General features: G+C 60.7%; 24 protein-coding genes. 8 read left to right on the forward strand and 16 right to left on the reverse strand.

The window, feature by feature from the left end; all coding sequences use genetic code 11:
• The first annotated feature begins 26 nt into the window (after positions 1–26).
• Positions 27–386, forward strand: coding sequence for a response regulator (locus JNB88_RS12655; RefSeq protein ID WP_037132317.1), 360 nt, complete (start codon positions 27–29; stop codon positions 384–386).
• Between the two features lie 26 nt (positions 387–412).
• Here the strand turns inward: JNB88_RS12655 and JNB88_RS12660 are convergent, their stop codons facing one another.
• From JNB88_RS12660 to argH, 6 genes are all read right to left on the reverse strand, one after another.
• On the reverse strand, positions 413–862 hold the full coding sequence (locus JNB88_RS12660) for a hypothetical protein (protein ID WP_220355737.1): 450 nt from the start codon (positions 860–862) through the stop codon (positions 413–415).
• A gap of 171 nt (positions 863–1,033) precedes the next feature.
• Positions 1,034–1,366 (reverse strand): hypothetical protein, encoded by a 333-nt coding sequence (locus tag JNB88_RS12665; RefSeq protein ID WP_220355738.1) that lies wholly within the window; start codon positions 1,364–1,366, stop codon positions 1,034–1,036.
• 119 nt (positions 1,367–1,485) lie between these two features.
• On the reverse strand, positions 1,486–4,158 hold the full coding sequence (locus JNB88_RS12670; RefSeq protein WP_220355739.1) for a TIGR02302 family protein: 2,673 nt from the start codon (positions 4,156–4,158) through the stop codon (positions 1,486–1,488).
• Positions 4,159–4,329: 171 nt separating this feature from the next.
• On the reverse strand, positions 4,330–5,598 hold the full coding sequence (gene lysA, locus JNB88_RS12675; RefSeq protein ID WP_037132327.1) for a diaminopimelate decarboxylase: 1,269 nt from the start codon (positions 5,596–5,598) through the stop codon (positions 4,330–4,332).
• A gap of 12 nt (positions 5,599–5,610) precedes the next feature.
• Positions 5,611–5,805, reverse strand: a complete 195-nt coding sequence (lptM, locus tag JNB88_RS12680; protein WP_037132330.1) for an LPS translocon maturation chaperone LptM — start codon at positions 5,803–5,805, stop codon at positions 5,611–5,613.
• Positions 5,806–5,884: 79 nt separating this feature from the next.
• On the reverse strand, positions 5,885–7,285 hold the full coding sequence (argH, locus tag JNB88_RS12685) for an argininosuccinate lyase (protein ID WP_220355740.1): 1,401 nt from the start codon (positions 7,283–7,285) through the stop codon (positions 5,885–5,887).
• A 41-nt stretch (positions 7,286–7,326) separates the two neighbouring features.
• On the opposite strand from argH, the gene tlpA reads away from it, so the two are divergent.
• Positions 7,327–7,989 carry a thiol:disulfide interchange protein TlpA gene (gene tlpA / locus JNB88_RS12690; RefSeq protein WP_220355741.1) on the forward strand — a complete coding sequence of 221 codons (663 nt, stop codon included), beginning with the start codon at positions 7,327–7,329 and terminating at the stop codon, positions 7,987–7,989.
• A gap of 5 nt (positions 7,990–7,994) precedes the next feature.
• Here tlpA and JNB88_RS12695 read toward each other — a convergent pair whose 3' ends face one another.
• Positions 7,995–8,474 (reverse strand): cupin domain-containing protein, encoded by a 480-nt coding sequence (locus JNB88_RS12695; RefSeq protein WP_220355742.1) that lies wholly within the window; start codon positions 8,472–8,474, stop codon positions 7,995–7,997.
• A 99-nt stretch (positions 8,475–8,573) separates the two neighbouring features.
• On the opposite strand from JNB88_RS12695, the gene JNB88_RS12700 reads away from it, so the two are divergent.
• From JNB88_RS12700 to JNB88_RS12710, 3 genes are all read left to right on the forward strand, one after another.
• Positions 8,574–9,506 (forward strand): LysR family transcriptional regulator, encoded by a 933-nt coding sequence (locus JNB88_RS12700; protein ID WP_220355743.1) that lies wholly within the window; start codon positions 8,574–8,576, stop codon positions 9,504–9,506.
• Between the two features lie 146 nt (positions 9,507–9,652).
• Positions 9,653–9,847, forward strand: a complete 195-nt coding sequence (locus tag JNB88_RS12705) for a hypothetical protein (protein ID WP_037132343.1) — start codon at positions 9,653–9,655, stop codon at positions 9,845–9,847.
• Positions 9,848–9,971: 124 nt separating this feature from the next.
• On the forward strand, positions 9,972–10,136 hold the full coding sequence (locus JNB88_RS12710; protein ID WP_220355744.1) for a hypothetical protein: 165 nt from the start codon (positions 9,972–9,974) through the stop codon (positions 10,134–10,136).
• Between the two features lie 21 nt (positions 10,137–10,157).
• On the opposite strand, the gene JNB88_RS12715 is transcribed toward JNB88_RS12710, so the two are convergent.
• Both JNB88_RS12715 and cax read right to left on the reverse strand, forming a co-directional pair.
• Positions 10,158–10,472 (reverse strand): potassium channel family protein, encoded by a 315-nt coding sequence (locus JNB88_RS12715; RefSeq protein ID WP_220355745.1) that lies wholly within the window; start codon positions 10,470–10,472, stop codon positions 10,158–10,160.
• 90 nt (positions 10,473–10,562) lie between these two features.
• Positions 10,563–11,705: a calcium/proton exchanger gene (gene cax, locus JNB88_RS12720; protein WP_220355746.1), complete on the reverse strand. Its 1,143-nt coding sequence runs from the start codon at positions 11,703–11,705 to the stop codon at positions 10,563–10,565.
• Between the two features lie 742 nt (positions 11,706–12,447).
• Here cax and JNB88_RS12725 point away from each other — a divergent pair.
• The 3 genes from JNB88_RS12725 to JNB88_RS12735 all read left to right on the forward strand — a co-directional run bounded on the left by JNB88_RS12725 (position 12,448) and on the right by JNB88_RS12735 (position 15,623).
• Positions 12,448–13,527 (forward strand): AraC family transcriptional regulator, encoded by a 1,080-nt coding sequence (locus JNB88_RS12725; RefSeq protein WP_220355747.1) that lies wholly within the window; start codon positions 12,448–12,450, stop codon positions 13,525–13,527.
• Positions 13,528–13,751: 224 nt separating this feature from the next.
• Positions 13,752–14,189, forward strand: coding sequence for a thermonuclease family protein (locus tag JNB88_RS12730; protein ID WP_220355748.1), 438 nt, complete (start codon positions 13,752–13,754; stop codon positions 14,187–14,189).
• Between the two features lie 903 nt (positions 14,190–15,092).
• Positions 15,093–15,623, forward strand: a complete 531-nt coding sequence (locus JNB88_RS12735; RefSeq protein ID WP_220355749.1) for a hypothetical protein — start codon at positions 15,093–15,095, stop codon at positions 15,621–15,623.
• Between the two features lie 54 nt (positions 15,624–15,677).
• On the opposite strand, the gene JNB88_RS12740 is transcribed toward JNB88_RS12735, so the two are convergent.
• The 7 genes from JNB88_RS12740 to JNB88_RS12770 form a co-directional block, all read right to left on the reverse strand.
• A complete protein-coding gene (locus JNB88_RS12740; protein ID WP_220355750.1) occupies positions 15,678–16,559 on the reverse strand; it encodes a 3-hydroxybutyryl-CoA dehydrogenase in 882 nt (293 codons plus the stop codon).
• A gap of 148 nt (positions 16,560–16,707) precedes the next feature.
• The gene (locus JNB88_RS12745) at positions 16,708–17,646 is read right to left on the reverse strand and encodes an electron transfer flavoprotein subunit alpha/FixB family protein (RefSeq protein ID WP_220355751.1); all 939 of its coding nucleotides are present in this window, start codon (positions 17,644–17,646) and stop codon (positions 16,708–16,710) included.
• 25 nt (positions 17,647–17,671) lie between these two features.
• Positions 17,672–18,421 carry an electron transfer flavoprotein subunit beta/FixA family protein gene (locus JNB88_RS12750; protein ID WP_220355752.1) on the reverse strand — a complete coding sequence of 250 codons (750 nt, stop codon included), beginning with the start codon at positions 18,419–18,421 and terminating at the stop codon, positions 17,672–17,674.
• 171 nt (positions 18,422–18,592) lie between these two features.
• Complete coding sequence (locus tag JNB88_RS12755) at positions 18,593–19,381, reverse strand: rhomboid family intramembrane serine protease (protein ID WP_220355753.1); 789 nt, start codon at positions 19,379–19,381, stop codon at positions 18,593–18,595.
• A gap of 44 nt (positions 19,382–19,425) precedes the next feature.
• On the reverse strand, positions 19,426–20,004 hold the full coding sequence (locus tag JNB88_RS12760; protein WP_220355754.1) for a cob(I)yrinic acid a,c-diamide adenosyltransferase: 579 nt from the start codon (positions 20,002–20,004) through the stop codon (positions 19,426–19,428).
• 23 nt (positions 20,005–20,027) lie between these two features.
• A complete protein-coding gene (locus tag JNB88_RS12765; RefSeq protein WP_007790735.1) occupies positions 20,028–20,231 on the reverse strand; it encodes a twin transmembrane helix small protein in 204 nt (67 codons plus the stop codon).
• Positions 20,232–20,250: 19 nt separating this feature from the next.
• Positions 20,251–21,084, reverse strand: a complete 834-nt coding sequence (locus tag JNB88_RS12770) for an SDR family oxidoreductase (RefSeq protein WP_220355755.1) — start codon at positions 21,082–21,084, stop codon at positions 20,251–20,253.
• Positions 21,085–21,105: the final 21 nt, after the last annotated feature.

The raw sequence follows: 21,105 nt of genomic DNA on the forward strand, positions 1-21,105 counted from the left end.
GGGCATGAAACGGAGTGATGCACACCATGGCAAAAATTCTGATTACGGAAGACGAGGACTCCCTGCGTTCTTTCGTAGCCCGCGCTTTGCGTCTTGACGGTCATGAGACCGTGGAAGCCGCCGACGGTGCGGAAGGACTGGAAAAACTCAGGGACGGCGCCTACGACCTGCTCCTCTCGGACATCCGTATGCCAGTTATGGACGGCATTGAACTGGCGCATCAGGCGAAATCCGCCTTCCCGGCGCTGAAGATCCTGCTGATGACCGGCTATGCCGAGCAGCGCGAACGCGCTGACGACCTGGCGGAAAAGATCGTCGATGTCGTCTCGAAGCCTTTTGCGTTGCCGGACATTCGCAAGGCTGTCGCGCGTGCGTTGGCCGCCTGAGGCGGCTGACGGTACACCTCGATCCCTCAGCCCTCGTTGGGGATGAACTTGCCTTCATAGCGTACGCGAAAATTGCGTCGCTGGAAGTCCTGCTGAAAACATACGAATATCAGTTCGATGTCGGACAGGCTGTCGCGCTTGTGCAGTAGGCTGAGCGTCACGACAATGACGCCGGCATAGCCGCGCGTCAGCCTGAACGCCGCATTGCGGATGGCGTTGGCTTCGGCATCCTGTCGATCGTCGCGCCGCTCGTAGATCACCCAGAAGCGGCAGAGGTCCCAGGTCGAACGGAGGATCTCGGTGATCTCGGCCTGGAACTGTTCGGCATGCATCCCCGGCGCCCAGGAAAGCGTGCGCTCGCCCTCGTCCGCCACGACATTGAGGTAGCCATCATAGTCGCCGGTTCGGGAGAGCGCATTCTCGATCAGCTCGAACGCCGCGTTTTCACCGATTACCGTCTTGAAGAGAATTGCCATCGAATCGCTATCGTTATTCACCCGCAAGGTGACATACGAGGCTTTCGCCGGGCAAGGCTAGTCTGGGTGACAAAAATCGACATGTGGCGCCAAGCGTCGGACGCACGCGCACTCCTTCATCGCCCGCGACAGGAGACGACGGCATGTTGAACAAGGTCTAGCCGCGCCCTCTCAATAGTCGGGGCAGGCCGAATTTATAGTCGTGCCGCTGTTTCCGCCCTGCGTTTGCAGTGAACCCGGTACCGGTGGAGGCGGGCAATTCACCGGGCGTCGCGCTCTGGTCGAGCCATTGGAGATGCTTCCCGTCGTCTCCATACTATAGGGCGCGGGCCTGTAGGCGTTCGATCCGTTCCTGTCTCGGCTCGATTCGTATTGGCCAGAGGCAAGACCCTTGCTGCCACTGTTTGTCGATGAGAAGCCACCAATATCCCATGCGCTTGCCGTGCTTGCGGCCATGCCGAATCCAAGAGCGACAGCTGCGATCAGCTTCAATTCCGTTTTCATGGAAATACCCTCAACTCGTGCTCAATCGACGCTCAATCTCGCGTCAAGGTAGACATAGGTAGCTCTGCTGCGGAGGCGCGGAATCTCACGCTATTGTGACCTGAAACGGCACGGCTCAGCTACTGAATGTCGAGAAGTCGCTCGAGATAGCGCCGTTCGATTTCCTGGGCGGGGTTGTTGCCGAGCTTTTCGCGGATGGCATCCAGGATTTCGCGGGCACGTTGCACGTCGATCTCGTCGGGCACCTTCACCTGCTCGCCGAAATCGGGTCCTTCGGAACGGCGCGGCCGACCAAGCGGGTCACGGCCGTTCTGGTTGCCTTGCCCGACCTGGCCCTGAGGACCTTGGCCCTGCTGGCCCTGCATCGCCTGCATCATCTGGTTCATCATGTCGCGGGCGCCTTGGCGCAGCGCTTCCAGTGCACGGCCCTGCCCTTGGATGGCCGGTTCGCCGCGACCCTCGCCGAGTTCGCGTCCGGCGCCTTCCATCTCGCGCTGGGCCTGGCCAAAGCCTGGGCCGGGCTTGATGCCCATGTCGCCGAGGCCCTTCTGCAGCTCGCCGAGCTGCTTGCCGAGTTCGTCCTGCCGCGAACGCAGCTGCTTCAATGCTTCACGCAGCTGTTCGGCCGTCATCTGGTCGGAAGGTGATTGCCCTTGCTGGTCCTGACCCTGCTCACCCTGTTGGTTCTGGCCCTGCTGCTGATCCTGCGGCATGCCGTCGTTGTCCATCGGCATGTTGTCCAGAAGCGGGTCGTTCATGCCCATGTTCGGATCGCCGCGCTGCATACGATCCTTCAGCTGCTGGTCGAGCTTGAAGGTTTCTTCCATCAGTCTCTGCTGGTCGCGCAGGATCTGGCCGAGCTTGTCCATCTGCTGGCGCATCTGGCTGTTGTCCTGGCCCTGCTGGCCTTGTTGCGGTCTGCCGGCCTGCAGGTTGTTCATCATCCTCTGCAGCTCGGAGAGTAGCTGCTGGGCAGCGTCGCGATTGCCCGAACGCGCCAGATTTTCGATCTGGTCCATCATTCGCTCAAGATCCTGCTGGCGAATGATGTTCTGGGCATTCTGGTTGGGCTGCATCGGCGCATTCTGCATGCGCTGTGCAAGCTCCTTCATATAGTCCTGCATGGCCTTACGCAGCTCGTCCATGAGCTTCTTTATCTCGGCGTCTGGTGCATTGCGCTGCAAGGCGTCAGCCAGGTTCTGCTGCGCATTGCGCAGGTTGCGCTCAGCCTGCGAGAGGTCGCCATCCTCCATGCCGATGGCGATATCCCAAAGGTAGTCTGCCGTGTCCTTCAGCGCCTCCTCGCCCTTGGCAAGCTTCATCCGCGTCAACGCCGATTGAAGCAGCAGATAGTTTGTCAGGTTCGGGATGGTCTCTTCAGGGCGCAGTGTCAGCGCTTCGTTGAGCGCAATGGCTTCCGGCATCTTGCGCGTATTGAGCGAGAAGACCTGCCGTTCCTCGGCCACGGCGGCGGCGAGGGGCTCGTTGAACGGGCGGGCTGGCAGCGTCATCTCGTGCGGCGGGCTGCGACCCGTCTGGCCGGCGGCATCCTTGGCAACGAGCGTGACGCGGACCCGTTTACCCGAAAGCGGATGCTCGGTGAGGTTCTTGCTGGTCACGCCCTTGGCGTCGCGCGAATTGCGGCGAGGAATATCCAGTCGGAAGTCCGGCAGAGGGTAAAGCGGCGTGGCGGTCGGGTCGGGATCGACAGGAACGATCTCGGCACGCGCCTCCTGCACGCCGTAATCGTCCTTTGCGGTAAAGCCGATTTCGAGAGCGCCGTTGACCGTCGGCTTCGGCATTCCATTGAACGCTATCTCGGGCGCTTTGTCAGGAATGACGTCGAATTTCCATGTGCGGCCATTGACTTCGAGAGCGCCGTTTTCCTCAAGCTTCATCAAGTGGGTGCTGGCCGATGGAACGGGATTCGCAGCAGCGCTACCCTCGGCTTGCGTTGCCACCGCAGGTGTCGGCTCCTTGGCTGTCTCCTGAGCCGCAATGTCCTGCGCCTCGCCGTTTTGTCCGCGGAAAACCACCTTCTCAGCCGTTTTGCCGCCGCTGACGCGGACGGTGAGGTTTGAAAGTTCCGGCACGCGGATCGCTGCCTGCTCGGTCCCGTTTGCCGTCAGATAGATCGGGGCGCGTCCGGTATAGGAGGGTGGGGTAACCCAGGCGTCGATGCGAACCGCAGGATCGGTCGCTTGCGGTGTCGGCCGTGGCTGCAGTGCATCGGTGATCGAGCCGCCGCCCGGCGACAGCGAGTAGGCGAAGGCCATTACCACGAGAAGGGCTGGAACGGCGCGCAGCGCCATGCGGTCATGCGAGGCAATGTCGGGACGCGGGAAGCCGGCATCGAGGGCCGCGATCTTCTCCGCCATACGCGTCTGGTGCTCGCGCCAGAGGGCGCGCGCGAAGGGGGTATTGGTCGCGGGCTCGTCTTCCTGAACGGCCACTGGCTGATGCTTTAGGCCGTTTCGTTGCTCCAGCAGGCGATCGGCGGCAGCCGTATCGGGCCAGCGCAGCCGGCGCAGGGGAAGCAGGGTGGCGACGAAAGCAACGCCGAAAGCGATCAGCAGCGCCAAGCGAATCCAGTCGGGCGCATAGCGAAAGACGCCGATCCAGGACGTGGCCAGATAGAGCGCCACGACCGAAAGCACCGGGAGGAGCAAAGGCAAAAGCTGCTCGGACAGCAGCACCAGCCGCGCCAGAAGGCGCTTCGCCGCAACCAGCCGCGCCAGGGACGGCCTCAGGGCAAATGCACCGTGTTTCTCGCTGCTGGAGCTCTTGTTCAATCCGGTCTCCACGAGCTTGCGTTCGATGGCAAGGGCGCTTTCGGCAAGTGCCGGGGCAATTCGCTTTCGGTCAAAGATAACATTCTTTGTGGCGAAGGCGAGGGCAAGCGCCTGCTAATGCCGGTTTTTCACGGTCCTCGCCAAAAAGTGATGCCATAGCCGACGGCGTGATCAATCCAGCCAGGCGGGCACGGAATCGAGGCCGATCAGCTCTTCGTAGGTGCCGCGCGGGCGAATCACGTGGAAATCGCTGCCCTTGACCAGCACTTCGGGAACGAGCAGCCGGCTGTTGTAGGTGCCTGCCTGCACCGCGCCATAGGCGCCCGCGGATGAAACGGCGAAGAGGTCACCGGGCTTGGGCATCGCCATTTCGCGGTCGAGAGCCAGGAAATCGCCGGTTTCGCAGACGGGACCGACGACGTCAGCCTTGATGCGCGGCGCGTTGGCTGCCGAAATCACGACGGGGCGAATCTCGTGATAGGCCTCGTAGAGGGTCGGGCGGATGAGGTCGTTCATCGCGCCGTCGACGATGACGAACGTCTTCTCGCCGCCATCCTTCACGTAAATCACCTCGGTCACCAGGATACCAGCGTTGCCGACGATCAGCCGGCCCGGCTCGGTGACGATCTTGCAGTTCAGCTCGCGCAACTGGCTCTTGACGATGTTGGCATAGGCGTCGGGCAGCGGTGGCGGGTTGTTGTCGTCCTTGTAGGGAATGCCGAGGCCGCCGCCGATATCCACGTGGTGGATATCGTGGCCGTCGGCGCGCAGAGTGCCGACCAGCTCGCGCAGCAGCTTGAAGGCGTCCTCGAACGGCTGCAGCTCGGTGATCTGGCTGCCGATGTGCATGTCGATGCCGTTGGCTTCGATGCCGGGCAAGGTTGCGGCGCGGGCATAGACCGCGCGGGCGCGCTCCCAGGAAATGCCGAACTTGTTTTCCTTCTTGCCCGTCGAGATCTTGGCGTGCGTGCGGGCGTCGACATCCGGATTGATGCGGAAGGAGACGGGCGCCTTCTTGCCCGCCTTGACGGCGCGCTGGTTGAGGATCTCGAGTTCCGGCTCGGACTCGACGTTGAAGCAGTAGATGCCCGCTTCAAGCGCGAAGTCCATTTCGCGCGGCGTCTTGCCGACACCGGAGAACATGATGCGGTTGGCCGGGATGCCGGCGGCCAGCGCGCGGCGCAGTTCGCCTTCGGAAACGACGTCGATTCCGGCACCGAGATTGCCGAGCGTCTTCAGCACGGCCTGATTGGAATTCGCCTTCATGGCGTAGCAGACCATCGCATCGACGTCGCTGAACGCTTGGGCGAAGACCCGGTAGTGACGCTCGAGCGTCGCTGTGGAATAGCAATAGAAGGGTGTGCCGACAGCCTTGGCGATTTCGGGAACGGGAACGTTCTCGGCGTAGAGGATGCCGTCGCGGTACTCGAAATGGTTCACGTCGATTGTCTCTTAAAGAAGCGGATCGAGGATGAAGGGCCTGTCGGCCCTGCCCGGCTGCGGCGTCGGTTTCGACGAGTCGCCTGTTTTCGTTGCATTCGCGCTCGGCGGATCGAGATCACCCTTGCGCCCGCACCCGGCGACGGCAAGGCCGATCACGGCAAAAACAACCGTCAGGCGGACGATCTGCGGCAAGCTCTTCTGCATGGAATTCCTCTTGGGAAGCGGCACTGGTGGAGACCTTCATAGCGAAGTTTCTCCGCCTTGTGCACCCCGATTGTTGAGGTCAGTTGCGGCCGCGCCAGTAGGCGATCTGCTTGCGCACTTCCGACGGTGCCGTGCCGCCAAAGCTCTTGCGGCTTGCGACCGAAGCCTCGACGGTCAACACGTCGTACACTTTGTCTGTAATTGCCGCATTGATCGCCTGCAGATCGGCAAGCGACAGCTCGGCAAGGTCGCAACCCTTGCTCTCGGCAAGCGCCACGGCGCGGCCGGTGACGTGATGGGCGTCGCGGAACGGCAGGCCGGCTTCGCGCACCAGCCAGTCGGCAAGGTCGGTCGCCGTTGAATACCCCGAACCGGCCGCGGCCTTCATGCGCGCGGTGTTTATAGTCATGTCGCGGACCATGCCGGTCATCGCGGCAATTGCCAGTTCCAGACTCTCGGCAGCGTCGAAGACCTGTTCCTTGTCTTCCTGCATGTCCTTGGAATAGGCGAGCGGCAGGCCCTTCATGATCGTCAGCAGCGCGATCAGCGAGCCGTTGATGCGGCCGGTCTTGGCGCGTACCAGTTCCGCGGCATCCGGGTTCTTCTTCTGCGGCATGATCGAGGAGCCGGTGGAGAAGGCGTCGGAGAGGCGGACGAAACCGAACTGCGGCGTCGACCAGATGACGATCTCCTCAGCCAGACGCGACAGGTGCATGCCTGTGATGGCTGCGATCGCCAGGAACTCGATGGCGAAGTCGCGATCCGAAACAGTGTCGATCGAATTGCGGGTCGGTTCACGGAAGCCGAGCGCCTGGGCTGTCATGTGGCGGTCGATCGGATAACCGGTGCCGGCAAGGGCTGCTGCACCGATCGGGCTTTCGTCCAGATGTTCGATGGCATGGCGCACGCGCGAGCGGTCGCGGCCGAACATCTCGACATAGGCCATGCAGTGATGGCCGAAGGTGACTGGCTGCGCGGTCTGCAGATGCGTGAAACCGGGCATGACGGTGTCGGCATGCTCTTCGGCGCGGTCGAGGAAGGCAGCAATCAGGCCGGTGAGCAGCTGCTCGGTCTTCTGCAGTTCTTCCTTGACCCAGAGGCGGAAGTCGAGGGCGACCTGGTCGTTGCGCGAGCGGGCCGTGTGCAGGCGGCCGGCGGCGGGACCGATCAGCGTCGCAAGGCGAGCCTCGACATTCATGTGAATGTCTTCGAGCTTGCGGGAGAACTCGAATTGACCAGCTTCGATCTCTGACAGGATCGTGTTTAGCCCTTCGACGATCTTGTCTTTATCCTCGGCCGAAATGATGCCCTGGTGGGCAAGCATGGTGGCATGGGCGATCGAGCCGCGGATGTCCTGGGCAAACAGCTTCTTGTCGAAACCGATCGAGGCATTTATCTCCTCCATGATCGCATCGGGACCGGAGGCGAAACGGCCGCCCCACATCTGGTTGGAGGATTTGGTGTCCGTGCTGTCGGCCATGAAGATGCCTGCCTTGAAGAACGCGTGTCTCGGAGAATGAAATGACGACAAGAAGGCCCTTGCGCCTACCATCCCTGAAGCTGATAGGGATCGCGGCCGTCGCAGGCATCATCGCCGGTGCGGCAGGGGTTTACATCAGGGAAGCCGGGTCTGGCAATGGCGGCACGCAAACGGCCTCTGGCGAATGCGCGGCGACAAAGGAGATCGCCACGCGAATTGCGCCGCTTCTCAAGGGGCAGGTGGCGGCGATGGTTGCCCCTGACGAGCATCGCAGGCTGACCACCGTTGCCTTCAAGGATGCCGACGGCAAGCCTGTGACGCTCGACAATTTCTCCGGCAAGACGGTGCTCTTCAATCTCTGGGCGACATGGTGCGTTCCCTGCCGCGAGGAAATGCCGGCGCTGAACACGCTGGAGAAGGAGATGGGCAGCGACAAATTCCAGGTCGTGCCCGTCAATATCGACACAGGCGACGACGAGAAGCCGAAGGCGTTCCTGAGCGAGATCGGTGTCGATGCGCTCAAGCTCTACCGCGACAACACGATCGAGGTGTTCAACAGCCTCAAGAAGGAAGGGCTCGCCTTCGGCCTGCCCGTCACGCTCCTGATCGACGGCAAGGGCTGCTTGATCTCCGCCATGAACGGCCCCGCCGCCTGGGATAGCGATGACGCCAAGGCGCTGATCAAGGGCGCCGTGGGTTCGTAAGGCGCCTAGAGAAGCGGCGGGCCGACGATCGCGATATTGTTCTCGGCGCAGCAGCGCGTGAGCGCTTCGATCATCTCGGGAGACGGCGCGGCTGCGGTGGGAAGTTCCGCCCTGTCGGCGGCGCGGCTCGCCTGCCGCAGCATCGTCTCGAAGTCATCGCCGCGGGTGATTGTCAGGCAGTGGGCACCGGCGACGCTTTCGACACGAAAGCTGTGCGGCACGCCCTTGGGCGCAACAAGCGCCTGTCCCGCGCGAGCGTGGACGTTGCGGTCGCCGATTTGAAAGCGCATCTCGCCTTCCAAGACATGGAAAACTTCGTCTTCGCGGTGGTGAACGTGCAGAGGCGGTGTCTCTCCCCATGGCATCCAGTGTTCGATGACGCTGATCTTGTCGTCGCTTGCCGCCGATGAAAGCCTGATAGCGACGAGCGTGTTGCCGAACCAGCGAAGCTCGGTATTTGACTGCGGATAGGTGTCCATGTTCATCTCATCCTTCCAGGATTTGAAGTGCTTGCGATGAGCGGTTTCTAGCTTCAGAGCCTGACTTCGATCCAATCCAATGATCGTATGGACCGAATCCACGCCATGAATTTCAATGCCCTCGACTTGAACCTCGTGCGTGTTTTCGATGCCTTGATGCGGGAGCGAAGCGTCACGCGCGCGGGCGATCGCATTGGCCTCAGCCAACCTGCCGTGAGCGCGGCGCTGAACAGGCTTCGCCACGTCTTCAACGACAACCTCTTCGTGCGGCAGGGAAACGAGATGCTGCCCACGCCGCGGGCGCTGGAACTCGGCGAACGGGCACGCGTGGCGCTCGCCGAAATCGAGGGCATGATACGCTCGGTCCGGGGACTGGAACTTGCCGAGCTCGATCGAACCTACACGCTTCTGGGTGCGGATTTCTTTTCCATGCTGTTGATGCCGCAACTCGCACGAACGGTGCACGAGCAGGCGCCGAATGTGCGGCTGCGTTTGCTGGATAGCGCCAGGGGTGATGTTGCGAGGCTGCTGCAGGAGAATGCTGTCGACATGGCGCTCGAGCGCCCGCTCGAACTGCCCGACTGGGTGTCGAGCACACTGCTCTTCCAATCACCTTTCGTTATCATTGCCTCGCGAAACAACGAGGCGGTTGCAACGGTTCCGGACGGCGGACAAGTTCCTCTCGATCTCTTTTCCCGATTGCCGCACGCCATACGATCGATCGATGGGACGCTTTCCGGCATGGTGGACGAGGCTCTCCAGTCGCACGGACTTCGTCGCGAGGTGACGCTTGCTCTTCCGCATTTTCAGGGCGTGGCGCTTGCCGTTGCCGCCGGATCGCATATTGCGGCAGTGCCCATGCAGTTTGCGCGGGCAATGAAGGCACAACTCGAGCTGAAGGTCTTCGAGCCGCCCATCGATGTCCCCGCGCCGCACGTAAACCTCTACTGGCATTCGCGTTACGACGAGGATCGCGCCCATCAGTGGATGCGATCACTGATCATTGCGACGGTCTCGGAGCTGGGATTCCCCCTCTGAAAGCAAAGCTGGCGCGCCAGTCTTTATGCGAAGCTTACATTGGTACCCGCTCAATCCAATCGAAAAGATATGCCAGGACCGGTAGCCTTGCCGGTGCGGTCGATCATCTGGCCGTTTGGAAGAGTTCTTGCTGGAAGGATCAGGCAATGTACGGTCGCTGGTGGGCATATCATGTTGCTGCGCAGTCGCGGCAGGCGTCTCAATCTCCATCGTCCTGGAATGCCGAGCAACACAAGGTCGCGTTCGATCGCGCAGACGATCTCTGGATCTTCCTTAGGCTCGCGCTTGTTCTTGCAGCCTTCCTTGCCGGATTGGCTGGCATCCTATGGCTCGCGAACTGATCGCAGCGCTTTAGGGGATGCCGGTTTTAATGCGATTTCTATTTTCGCCGGTACGCAGTCCAATCGATTTCATACGCGGGAACATCCAGATTCTCTCCAACAACAGTGTTTACTGGAGACTTGAATGTTCGGCCGGCATGGAATCGATTATCTGACAAAGGAACGGGATATTATCGCCGGCCGCTATCGAAGGCCGCAGAGAGGTCCGAAGTTCAGCCAGGTTCTGATGGCCACGGGTCTGGTTCTCGTGGCGCTCTTTGGATTGATCGCAGCACGACTGGTGGCTTGATCGGCAAATAGGCGATGCCGGTCATTCGGGTCGGCTTTCACGATCCGCCGCGTCCAGCGCCTTGACGCTGACGGCCGCGACCAGGCCTGTCAGCACGATGCCGGAAAGGCCGATGACCAATGCCAGTGCTCGCGCCAGGAGGTGCTTCGGCGTCAGGTCACCGTAGCCGATCGTAAGTCCCGTGACGAAGGTGAAATACAGGGTTTCACCGACGCGCCAGTCTTCGATCCGGCCGATGACCACGCCGGAGCAAATCATGACGACGAGAATCCCTGAGATAACCGGCCACAATATGCGGGCCTGCTGGAACAACGCGGCGAAAAACAGTCGTCTCATTCGCTTCGATTGAGCCCTGGAGCTTCTCGCCATGCCATGTGCCCTTTTGGTTTAAGCAACGTGTCGGCTGAACTGTTCAGCACAGCTCAATCAAGACGGATTTGCCGGCGGCAAGACAAACAATGTGAATGCAAAAATGCCGTAAAGTGCGAGGGCCATAACCCCGACGTACCATGCTCCACGTCCACCGTTGGACAAAAGGGTGGCCGCCATCGTGGCAACGATCATCATTGTGACAGCACCCCGCCAGAACTGAAGGGTCATCGGTTCTGGGCCGATGAAATAGCTGACGAGCACCAGCACCGGCGCGACAAAGAGGGCAATCTGGGCGGCACTCCCCAAGGCGATCCCGACACTGAGATCGAGACGATTTGCCCGGGCAGCCGAAAAGGCGGTCGTCATTTCCGCGGCTCCGCCGACCAAGGCAACAACGATGAACCCCACAAAGGCAGGTGTCATTCCAAGATGCTCGGCAGCGACTTGCACCGAACTGACGAATATCTCGCTCACCAACGCAACCAACAGCGTAACGAGGACCAACAGGATGATACTCAGCCCAAGTGGCCATGGCGTTTCACCCTCTTCGGCGTGGCCAACACTGGCGAAAAGCTCCCGGTGTGTTCTCAACGAAAACAACATGCCCAACGCGTAAACGGCGATAAGGAGCACTGCCAGGCCCAGGCTGAGATCTTGAGAGACATCCAGGGCGGGGGGATGGTCAACTTCGCTGATCAGCGAAGGAACCAGAATGGCGATGGTCGCGAGGAACAGAAGACAGGCCTGAAAGCGTGCGTTGACCCTGTTGAATTCCTGGGTGTGATGTTTGAGGCCCCCAAGGAGGAAGGCGCCTCCCAGCATGAACAAGGTGTTGGTCACGATCGCGCCCGCCAGCGATGCCTTGACCAGCATGTATTGCCCGGCCCGCAGAGCCGCAAGCGAGATCACAAGTTCGGTGAGGTTCCCGAGGGTGGCGTTCAGCAATCCACCGACAGCGTCGCCGGTCTTGGCCGCAACGGCCTCCGTTGCCCGGCTCAAGAGGGCGGCGAGCGGCACGATCGCCACGACCGAAAGCAGGAACAGCAGCGTGTGAGCATCCGGCAACGTCCGTTCAAGCAGAATGACGAGGGGCACGAAAACGATGAGAGCGAGGATAGGTGATCGACGAATTTCGTCCGCAACGGCTCTTCCCACGGAAAGCGAAGATGCGACCGGTTTTTCCTCGGATTTGCCCATGCCCTTTCTCCTCAAATGGGTATTGCTTGGCCTCTCGAAAGTGACGAGCGCAAAGTGGGTCACCACACTGGCAGTTCGTCGCCGTGTCCCCCGGACAGGATCTATTGAAGCCGAGCGATTTCAACAGATGGAACGGGATCATTCTCAAGCCTATCAGGAGACTCGTCTCCGTCGACGTAAGATACAGTAACCTACTTGGTCGATACGGTGGATCGGGCAACGGCGTTCTCAAAGGGGACGGATAGAGCCGTCCCGCGACGCAAAAGCGCGACTGGCAACGCGTGGCGCTTTTCGGATTGATCGCAGTGCGTCTGGTGGTGTGAAGCCAAATGCCCGTCATTCGGGTCGGCATTCGCTATCTGCCATATCCAGTGCCTTGACGCTCGCGGCCGCAATGCGCCGCCAACAGGAGACATTCGCGCCAACTTGAATGAATGACCGCCTTGGGGCCGATTTTGCCTTGGGTCATCCAGAAAATGGTGCCGCCGAATTCCCTCTATGACGATGACCATCGGAGTAGTGGTGGCGGCTCATCGTGGCTGTCGAGCCTCAGTAAATCCGGCACCGCGCCCAGATCCCCTCCCTCTGGTCGCAGTGCCGTGCATAGACGCCGAAATACTTCGTCGTTGCGGGAGTTCAGTACCTTTTCGACCGGCTGTAGTCTTGCCGCGCGACGACAACCGCTTGCGTTAAGCTGCCAGGGGTTCATAGTGCAAGCTTGCGTTCCTACAGGCAGGGAACGATGATGGAACAGGTCGAGACAATCATCCGCAGGCTGACCTCTTTTCCAATGGCGAGCGGTCTGGCTTCACGGCTGGCGGCAAGACATCTCGAGCGAAAGGGGATAGATCCGACCCCTCTTCTCTTGAAGGCGGATATCTCGCCCCGCTCACTCGCCGAATACGGGCGTATCAGCGTCAAGGCACAGGTCCATTTCCTTGATTTGGCCTCGCGCGCAGCGGGGGACGAATGGATGGGGCTAACGCTCGCAAACGAGTGCGAGCTGCGTGAAATGGGTATGCTTTACTACGCGGCTGCCTCGTCGACCCATCTCGGCGACGCGCTCAAACGCCTTTCAAGATATGTTCGCCTTGGCAACGAGGCTCTCGTTGTGCGATTGCAGGAAAGGTCCTCCATCTCCGTTGAACTCTCCTATTCCGGTGTGCAGCGCCACCAGGACCGCCATCAGATGGAGCTCCTTGCTTTTGCCGTCCTGCGCTTGTGCCGCAAGCTCGTTGGTCGAAATCTCACACCAATTAAGATGAAATTCACTCATCACAGATCCGGTGATCTAAGCCAAATTCGCCGCCTGTTTGGCTGCGAAGTCGAGTTCGACGCGAACGCTGATGAGATTTTGTTCGACGTCAATGTGATGGCACTGCCCCTAGTGGCAGGTGACCCGTTCCTCAACGAGTTGATCGTGAAGATGTGCGACGAGGCGGTCGCGGTTCGCTCAAAGAATGTCAGCCCGTTTCGGACTGTTGTCGAAAACATCATCGGGCCGCTCCTGCCGCATGCTGAAGCAACGGCAAAGACGGTCGCGGAACAGCTTGGCCTCAGCGAGCGAACATTCGCTCGGCGGTTGGCAGCCGAGGGCCTGAGCTTTAGCGAAGTCTTGGACCAACTGCGGCGTGACCTTGCAATCCGCTACCTCGAGGAAGATCTTCAAGCTTCGCAGATCGCGTGGCGGCTCGGCTTTCAACAACCCAGCTCTTTCAGCCATGCTTGCCGTCGGTGGACGGGGAAAAGCCCGTTGGAATTCCGACGCACTCGTGTATCTGCGATGAGCGCTGTGGTCGACGGAAGCACGTTCAGCATTTAGCGCGATCGTGATTGGCTCTCACCGACAACAGATTGGCACCGAGGAGCAAGAATGCCCTCGCGGCAGTCCCTACATCTTCAAGGCAATTGCGATGAAAAATCGAGGGTACAGCTTTGGGAATGGGCCTGTTTCGGATGCTAGTGCGGCTGTTTGCCGGAAGAGGCCGCCCCCAATCGCACCGTACGGCGACGGAACCGCTCCAACCGCTATTCCTTCGGACGCACGTGGAGCGGCGCGCCATTGGGATCAACCTGCCTCAACCGCTCCCGATGGAAACCATCCTGCGGGGCCGATGCTGGGTCATCGATGGCGACACTATCGTGATTAACAACATTCGCTTGCGGCTTGCCGGCATAGATGCACCCGAACTGGATCACCCTTGGGGCCAGCGGTCGAAATGGGCCTTGGTTCAATTGTGCAAGGGCCAGACCGTGACGGCTCGGATCAAGCCCGAACTTTCATACGACCGCATGGTGGCAGAATGTTTCCTGCCCGACGGGCGTGATTTGGCTGCCGAGCTAGTCCGCAGTGGCTTAGCTCTGGACTGGCCCAAATTCTCTGGTGGCAAGTATCGGCACTTGGAGCCGGAAGATGCCCGACGCAAGCTATGGCGCGCTCAGGCTCGTCAACGCGGCAGGCTTCGAACGCAGGACGATCGTTAGCAAGCGACCATTCTCAGGCCGAGCGCTACCCGATGTGTGCCATGATGGACGCTCGAAAGGTTCGGCAGGGACCTGATCACCAACATCCCTTCGATGCTTGATGGCCGCTTTTGGGGTCATTGGAATAGTTGGCCAATGACCGAAATGGCGGCGAAAAGCGCTCATCGGGCTTGGATCGTCAAATGGCAAAGCCGCTGTCGAGTTTGCCGCCGCGCAGAAAAATTCTCGTCGACGATTTTCCCCTCTCCCCAGCCCCATGCCTACAATCCTTTCGCTTCCGTCGCCGGAGTGTTTCGCGAGACGTTCGCGGGCAGGCGGGAGCCGGCGCCCTGTCTGAAGCTGTAACGTGCAGTAACGGCAGGGAGGCGAAAGCCGGGCATCGGGGTCAAAGCCGCTGCCGTCACAAGTCTCCCCCGGATGTTCCAGCATCCGGTTTGGTTCAGCCATGCAAGTCGGGGCAATTAAGCCCTGACGCAGCGAGACGAGGCGATCGCCTGAAGGACCGGAAGTCCTCAAGAACGCCGAAGGCCACGCAAATGCGGAGCCACCATAAACTAACCAGCGAGGTTCCGCATTTGCGTGGGCTCTCCGAACCGCTCTTTGACACCGCGCGCTGATGCGTGCGGACGGGAAGCCGTGGCCGGTCGCCGGCGTCGGCAGCCTGAGCATGTCCTCGAAGGAGATTGCGCAACAAGCAATGCTGGGCAGGGCCTATTGCCGACCTCCTTGCGCGCCTTAGATTGCAAATGGGGTCTGGTCGCGCGCTTGGCGATAAGTTTGAGTTCTGCCGCCCCAAGGAGACAAGGTCTTCGGAGCTTTTGAAGTTTTGGTTCGCCGGGTCGACTTAGGCCGGCCCCATTGAACGCAGGTCAGATAACCGGTGCAACAGCATAGGAGGCGCAGATGGCAATTTCGCGCAAGCAGGCAGAGCGTTTGCTAACGGCGGACGAATGGCAGCTCGTTCAAAAGACCCACCATCCGACGATGCAGGATATATCGGATGCCGATCTCTCGGATCTCGCCAAGCGAATACGTGAAAGGCGCGATCGCGCCCAAGGGGAAGCCAACAGACAGCGCAGGGAAATGAGAGGAAAGGCGCAGCCCAAGGGGGCGACGCCTGCTCGCAAGGATACCGGCACCAGAGCCAAGCTCGAAGTTCTGGCCATGGGCGTGCGGAGTGTGAATGCCGAGCAAGCTCGTCGGCGTCGGATGCTCGCCAAGGTTCAGATGGTCGAGAATATGCGGGCCGCGTTGGCGCGAAGGAAAGAAGCGCAAAGCGAAAAGGACGAGGCATTCAACACGCGTCAGGCCCATGCCGGCATGCACTCGATCGAAAGCGAAAAGCGCAAAAGTCTCATCCGGCCCATGGAGCGAGGTCGCTTGCGAAAGGCCAGCGCTGTTTCGCAGGCGAAGCGCGATGCTCGCGGCGCATAGGCTCTGATTGACAGGCAGCAGCGGAGACCGCTTCTTGCGGCTCCGCGAGAAGTCTTAGCGGGTCGGGACCGGGGTTTCGCCGCGATAGTCGTAGAAGCCGCGGCCGGATTTGCGGCCGAGCCAGCCTGCCTCGACATATTTCACCAGCAGCGGGCAGGGCCGATACTTGGAGTCGGCCAAGCCGTCATGCAGCACCTGCATGATCGACAGGCAGGTATCGAGGCCGATGAAATCGGCGAGCTGCAGCGGTCCCATCGGATGGTTGGCGCCGAGCTTCATAGCCGTGTCGATCGCATCGACGGTGCCGACGCCTTCATAGAGCGTGTAGATCGCTTCGTTGATCATCGGCAGCAGGATGCGGTTGACGATGAAGGCCGGGAAATCCTCGGCGACCGTCACGGTCTTTTCCAGCGAGGCGACGAATCCCTTGGCTGTTGCGAAGGTCACTTCGTCGGTCGCGATGCCGCGCACCAGTTCGACCAGCTTCATGACAGGCACCGGATTCATGAAGTGGATGCCCATGAAATGCTCGGGGCGGTCGGTGGCGGAGGCGAGCCGCGTAATCGAGAGCGAGGACGTGTTGGTGGCAAGGATCGCTTCCGGCTTCAGGACCGGACAGACCTGGGCGTAGATCTTGCGCTTGACGCTCTCGTCTTCGGTTGCTGCTTCGATGACGAGATCTGAAGCTGCAAGATCGTTGATGTCGGAGGAGCCGGAAATCAGGGAAAGCGTGGCGGAGCGCTCCTCGTCGGTCATCTTGCCGCTCGTCACATGGCGAGCGAGGTTGCCGTTGATCGTGGCGAGACCGTGCTGGACGCGTTCGTCGGAGAGGTCGTAGAGCTGGACCTTATAGCCCGCTGCCGCCGAAACCTGTGCGATGCCGCAACCCATCTGGCCTGCGCCGATAATACCAATCGTCTTCAACACCGCGTTCATCTCCAAACCCCCGCTCGGCATGCGCCGCCGCGCTGCCGCATTTTTCTAACAAAACTGCCGGGCAAATGATCGCCCGGCAGAAGTAGTAGCCCTTAAAAAGATAATTTTCCAGTCATTCGCAAGTGCGAAATAAGGGCATCTGCACGCATCAGAGCGCCTTCTGCAATTCCGGCAGCGCTTCGAAGAGGTCCGCCACGAGGCCGTAGTCGGCGACCTGGAAGATCGGCGCCTCTTCGTCCTTGTTGATGGCGACGATGACCTTCGAATCCTTCATGCCGGCGAGGTGCTGGATGGCGCCCGAAATGCCGCAGGCGATGTAGAGATCAGGGGCGACGACCTTGCCGGTCTGGCCGACCTGCCAGTCGTTCGGGGCATAGCCGGCATCGACGGCGGCACGCGAGGCGCCGACGGCGGCACCGAGCTTGTCGGCGACCGGCAGGATGACTTCCTGGAACTTCTCCGCCGAGCCGAGCGCGCGGCCGCCTGATATGATGACCTTGGCGGAGGTCAGTTCCGGACGGTCGGAGGCCGAGAGCGCGTCCTTGATGAAGGTCGACAGTTGCGATGAAGAAGGGGCTGCCGTCGAGATCTCCTCAACGGCAGCAGGTTGCCCCCCGAAGGGGGCCTGGGAGAACGATGCCGTACGCACGGTGATGACCTTCTTGGCGTCGGTCGCCTGTACCGTCTGGATGGCATTGCCGGCATAGATCGGGCGCTTGAAGGTGTCTGATGAGACGACCTCTGTTATTTCCGAGACCTGTGCGACATCGAGCAGGGCGGCGACGCGCGGCATGACGTTCTTGCCCGTCGAGGTGGCTGCGGCGATGATGGTGTCGTAGCTGCCTGAAAGCTGGACGATCAGGGCGGCCAGCGGCTCGGCCAGATTGTTGGCGAGGCTTGCGTCCTCCGCCACCAGCACCTTGGAAACGCCGGAGAGCTTGGCGGCCTGTTCGGCCGCCGCCTTGGCGCCGGCACCGGCGACGAGGACGGTGACGTCGCCGCCGATCTTCGATGCCGCCGTCAGCGTCTTGGCGGTCTGGTCGGAAAGGTGGTTGTTGTCGTGGTCAGCCAGAAGAAGAATGGCCATGGTAATATCTCCCTTTCTCGAACCTTTAAAGCACGCCGGCTTCGGTCTTGAGCTTCTCGACGAGCTCGGCGACCGACTTGACCTTGACGCCTGCCTTGCGGCCGGATGGCTCCTCGGTCTTCAGGACCTTCAGGCGCGGTTCGGTGGAGACACCGAAATCACCAGGGGTCTTCTTGTCGAGCGGCTTCTTCTTCGCTTTCATGATGTTCGGCAGCGAGGCGTAGCGCGGCTCGTTGAGGCGAAGGTCGGTGGTGACGACCGCCGGCAGCTTGACCTCGATCGTCTGCAGGCCTCCGTCGACTTCGCGCGTCACCTGGGCCTTGCCGTCACCGATCTCGATCTTCGAGGCGAAGGTCGCCTGCGCCGTGCCGAGAAGGGCCGCGAGCATCTGGCCGGTTTGGTTGCTGTCGTCGTCGATCGCCTGCTTGCCGACGATGACGAGGCCGGGCTGTTCGGCGTCGACAATGCCCTTGAGGATCTTGGCGACGGCCAGCGGTTCGACGGCATCGTCGGTCTCGACGAGAATGGCGCGGTCGGCACCCATGGCGAGGGCGGTGCGCAGCGTTTCTTCGGCCTTGGCCGGGCCGATCGACACCACCAACACTTCCTCGGCCTTGCCGGCTTCCTTCAGCCGCAGCGCTTCCTCGACCGAGATCTCATCGAACGGGTTCATCGACATCTTCACATTCGCAAGCTCGACGCCCGTGCCATCCGGCTTGACGCGGATCTTCACGTTGTAGTCAACCACCCGCTTAACGGGGACGAGAATTTTCATGGGGTCCTTCCTTCAACTCTTTCGCCAAGAAAATGCGCGTTTCGGCGCTGCTCCGATTGTCGAATGGCGACATGGATACGCGTTTTTCCTCCAAACACAACGCTTCCATGACGCAGATAGGCAAATTGCATCTGCAAATATATTACGCTTACGTTCACGTCAATATTGGAGTTATCGCTTATCCCAAGGCAGGCGCTGACGCACCTCCTGGCCGGGTGCCACGGCCATTGCCGGGTTGGGTAAAGGCCGATCCCGGACGGCCCTTGGCGTGACGACTTCACGATCGAAAAGCGGGACACCGGGGCGGCGCATGATGAGAACCAGCAAGCCGCCGGCGAGGATGCCGCCGACATGGGCGCCCCAGGAAATGCTGCCATCGGGCTCCAGGACCAGCATGACGAACTGCTGACCGATCCAGAGAAGCAGAGGAACGAAGGCCGGCAACGGCAGCGGCACCCGCATCAGCACGAGCACCCAAACCTTCACGCGGGGGTGCAAGACAACGTAGGCAGTGACAACGCCGGAGATTGCGCCCGAAGCGCCCACGAGCGGCGCCTCCGACGTCGTTCCGACGAGGCCGTGGACGAGCGCGCCGGCGGCGGCACAGAGCAGATAGAAGACGAGGAAGCGAAGATGGCCCATTGCGTCCTCGACGTTGTCGCCGAAGACCCAAAGGAAGAGCATGTTCGGAGCAAGGTGCCAGAAACCGGAATGGACGAAGGAGTACGTGACGTAGGTGAGCGGCTCCGGTGTGAATGCCAGGGCCGGCTCCAGTGTTGCGTAGTGAAAGGCGACGGCCGGAATGTAGCCCAAGCCGACGATCGTCGCCTGCGACGCAGATGGGCTGGCAACCACACCGGTAAAGAGCCAAACCGCGACATTCAGCACGATCAGGCCCAGCGTCACCCACTGGACCTTGATGTGCTTCAACGTATTGGCATCGTGCAGTGGTATGAACATGAAGCCTGCCCCCGGGCGTTCGCGTCACATGGTCGCGAAGGAGACTACCTGTTTTTTCCCGGAACCCAAAGTACGTCCGCGTGGCCGCGGTCATTGGCGTGACGGGCGGCGACGAACAGGAAGTCCGAAAGGCGGTTGACGTATTTCAGAGCGGCTTCGCTGACAACCTCGCCATCGGCGCGGGCAAGCTCGACCATCAGCCGCTCGGCACGCCTCGCGATCGTTCGGGCGAGATGAAGATGAGCGGAGGCGGAGTGGCCGCCGGGCAGCACGAAGGACTTCAAGGGCTGCAGGTCGGCGTTCAATTCATCGATGTCGCTCTCGATGCGCGCGACCTGACTATCAACGATGCGCAGAGGCTCGTGTGCTGGCGGTTTGCCATCGTCTGGCGTCGCAAGGTCCGCGCCAAGATCGAAGAGATCGTTCTGGATCAACGTCAGCATTCTCTCCAGCACAGGCATGCCCTGCATATGCAGCCTTGCGACGCCGATGGCGGAGTTGGCCTCGTCGATCGTGCCGTAGGCTTCCACGCGCAGATCGTATTTCAGACGGCGTGGGCCGGAAACGAGTGCGGTCGTGCCATCGTCGCCGGTCTTCGTGTAGATCTTGTTGAGCCTTACCATAGCTACCCCTCTTTCTTGTCGGCTTAGCTAGGGCGACCGCCCCCGGTCAGCCAGAGCGTCAGCATGATCAGGAGAACCGCGATCGCCTGCAGCAGCACGCGCAGCTGCATCAGCTTGTTCGAAAGGTTCGGATTGCCGCCCTTCATCATGTTGAAGAGGCCGCGGATCAGCACCAGGGCGACGATGCCCATGACGATGATCGCGAGAATATAGGTGACCGTGGACATGCTGGCTTGGCCTTCTTGATTAGTCCACCCAGCGCATCAGGCGGTAGAAGAGGTCGGCGGGCAGCAGCCTCTTCAGCACCATGCCCTGTTTTGCCGGCGTGGTTACAGGGTAATGTGGCTTCGGATTGCTTGAGTTCAATGCATGCTTCAACACGGCATAAACAGCGTCTGGGCCGAGCTTATGTCGATTGGGACGACCCGATCCGTCAAGCCGTGCAAGCTGACGGCGGTAATCTGCCGCATGCACCGAGTTCTTCACGTCAATGTGTTCGTTGATTTTCGCGAGTGCGTTTGCCGTGAAGCGCGAGGCGATCGGTCCGGGTTCGATCAGGCTGACGTGAATTCCGCTGCCCTGCAGTTCCATGCGAAGACTGATGCTGAGGCCCTCGAGCGCAAATTTTGAGGCGGTGTAGGCGCCGCGATATCGATAAGGCACAACGCCAAGGATCGACGAGCACTGCACGATCCGCCCTTGCCCCCGCTTGCGCATCACCGGCACGATCTGGCGCGTCAATTCGTGCCAACCGAAAACGTTCGTCTCGAATTGCGCGCGTAGCGCCTCAGTTGGAAGGTCCTCGACCGCGCCAGGCTGCCCGTAGGCACCGTTGTTGAACAGCGCGTCGATGCGTCCGCCTGTCAATCCGGTTATATCGCGCACCAGATCCGAGATCGTGTCTGACCGCGTATAGTCCATGCGGAAGGCTTCAATTCCATCCGCTTCCAATGGCGCCAGATCATCGAATTTGCGCACTGTTGCGAAGACCCGCCAGCCGTCGGCTTTCAACGCCCTTGCACAGTATGCGCCGATGCCCGAAGAGCATCCCGTCACGATGATGGTGCGTTGATCCGACATCGAATGATTCCTGTACAAAGT

The sequence above is a fragment of the Rhizobium cauense genome (assembly GCF_019511525.1).
Lineage (GTDB): Bacteria > Pseudomonadota > Alphaproteobacteria > Rhizobiales > Rhizobiaceae > Rhizobium > Rhizobium cauense.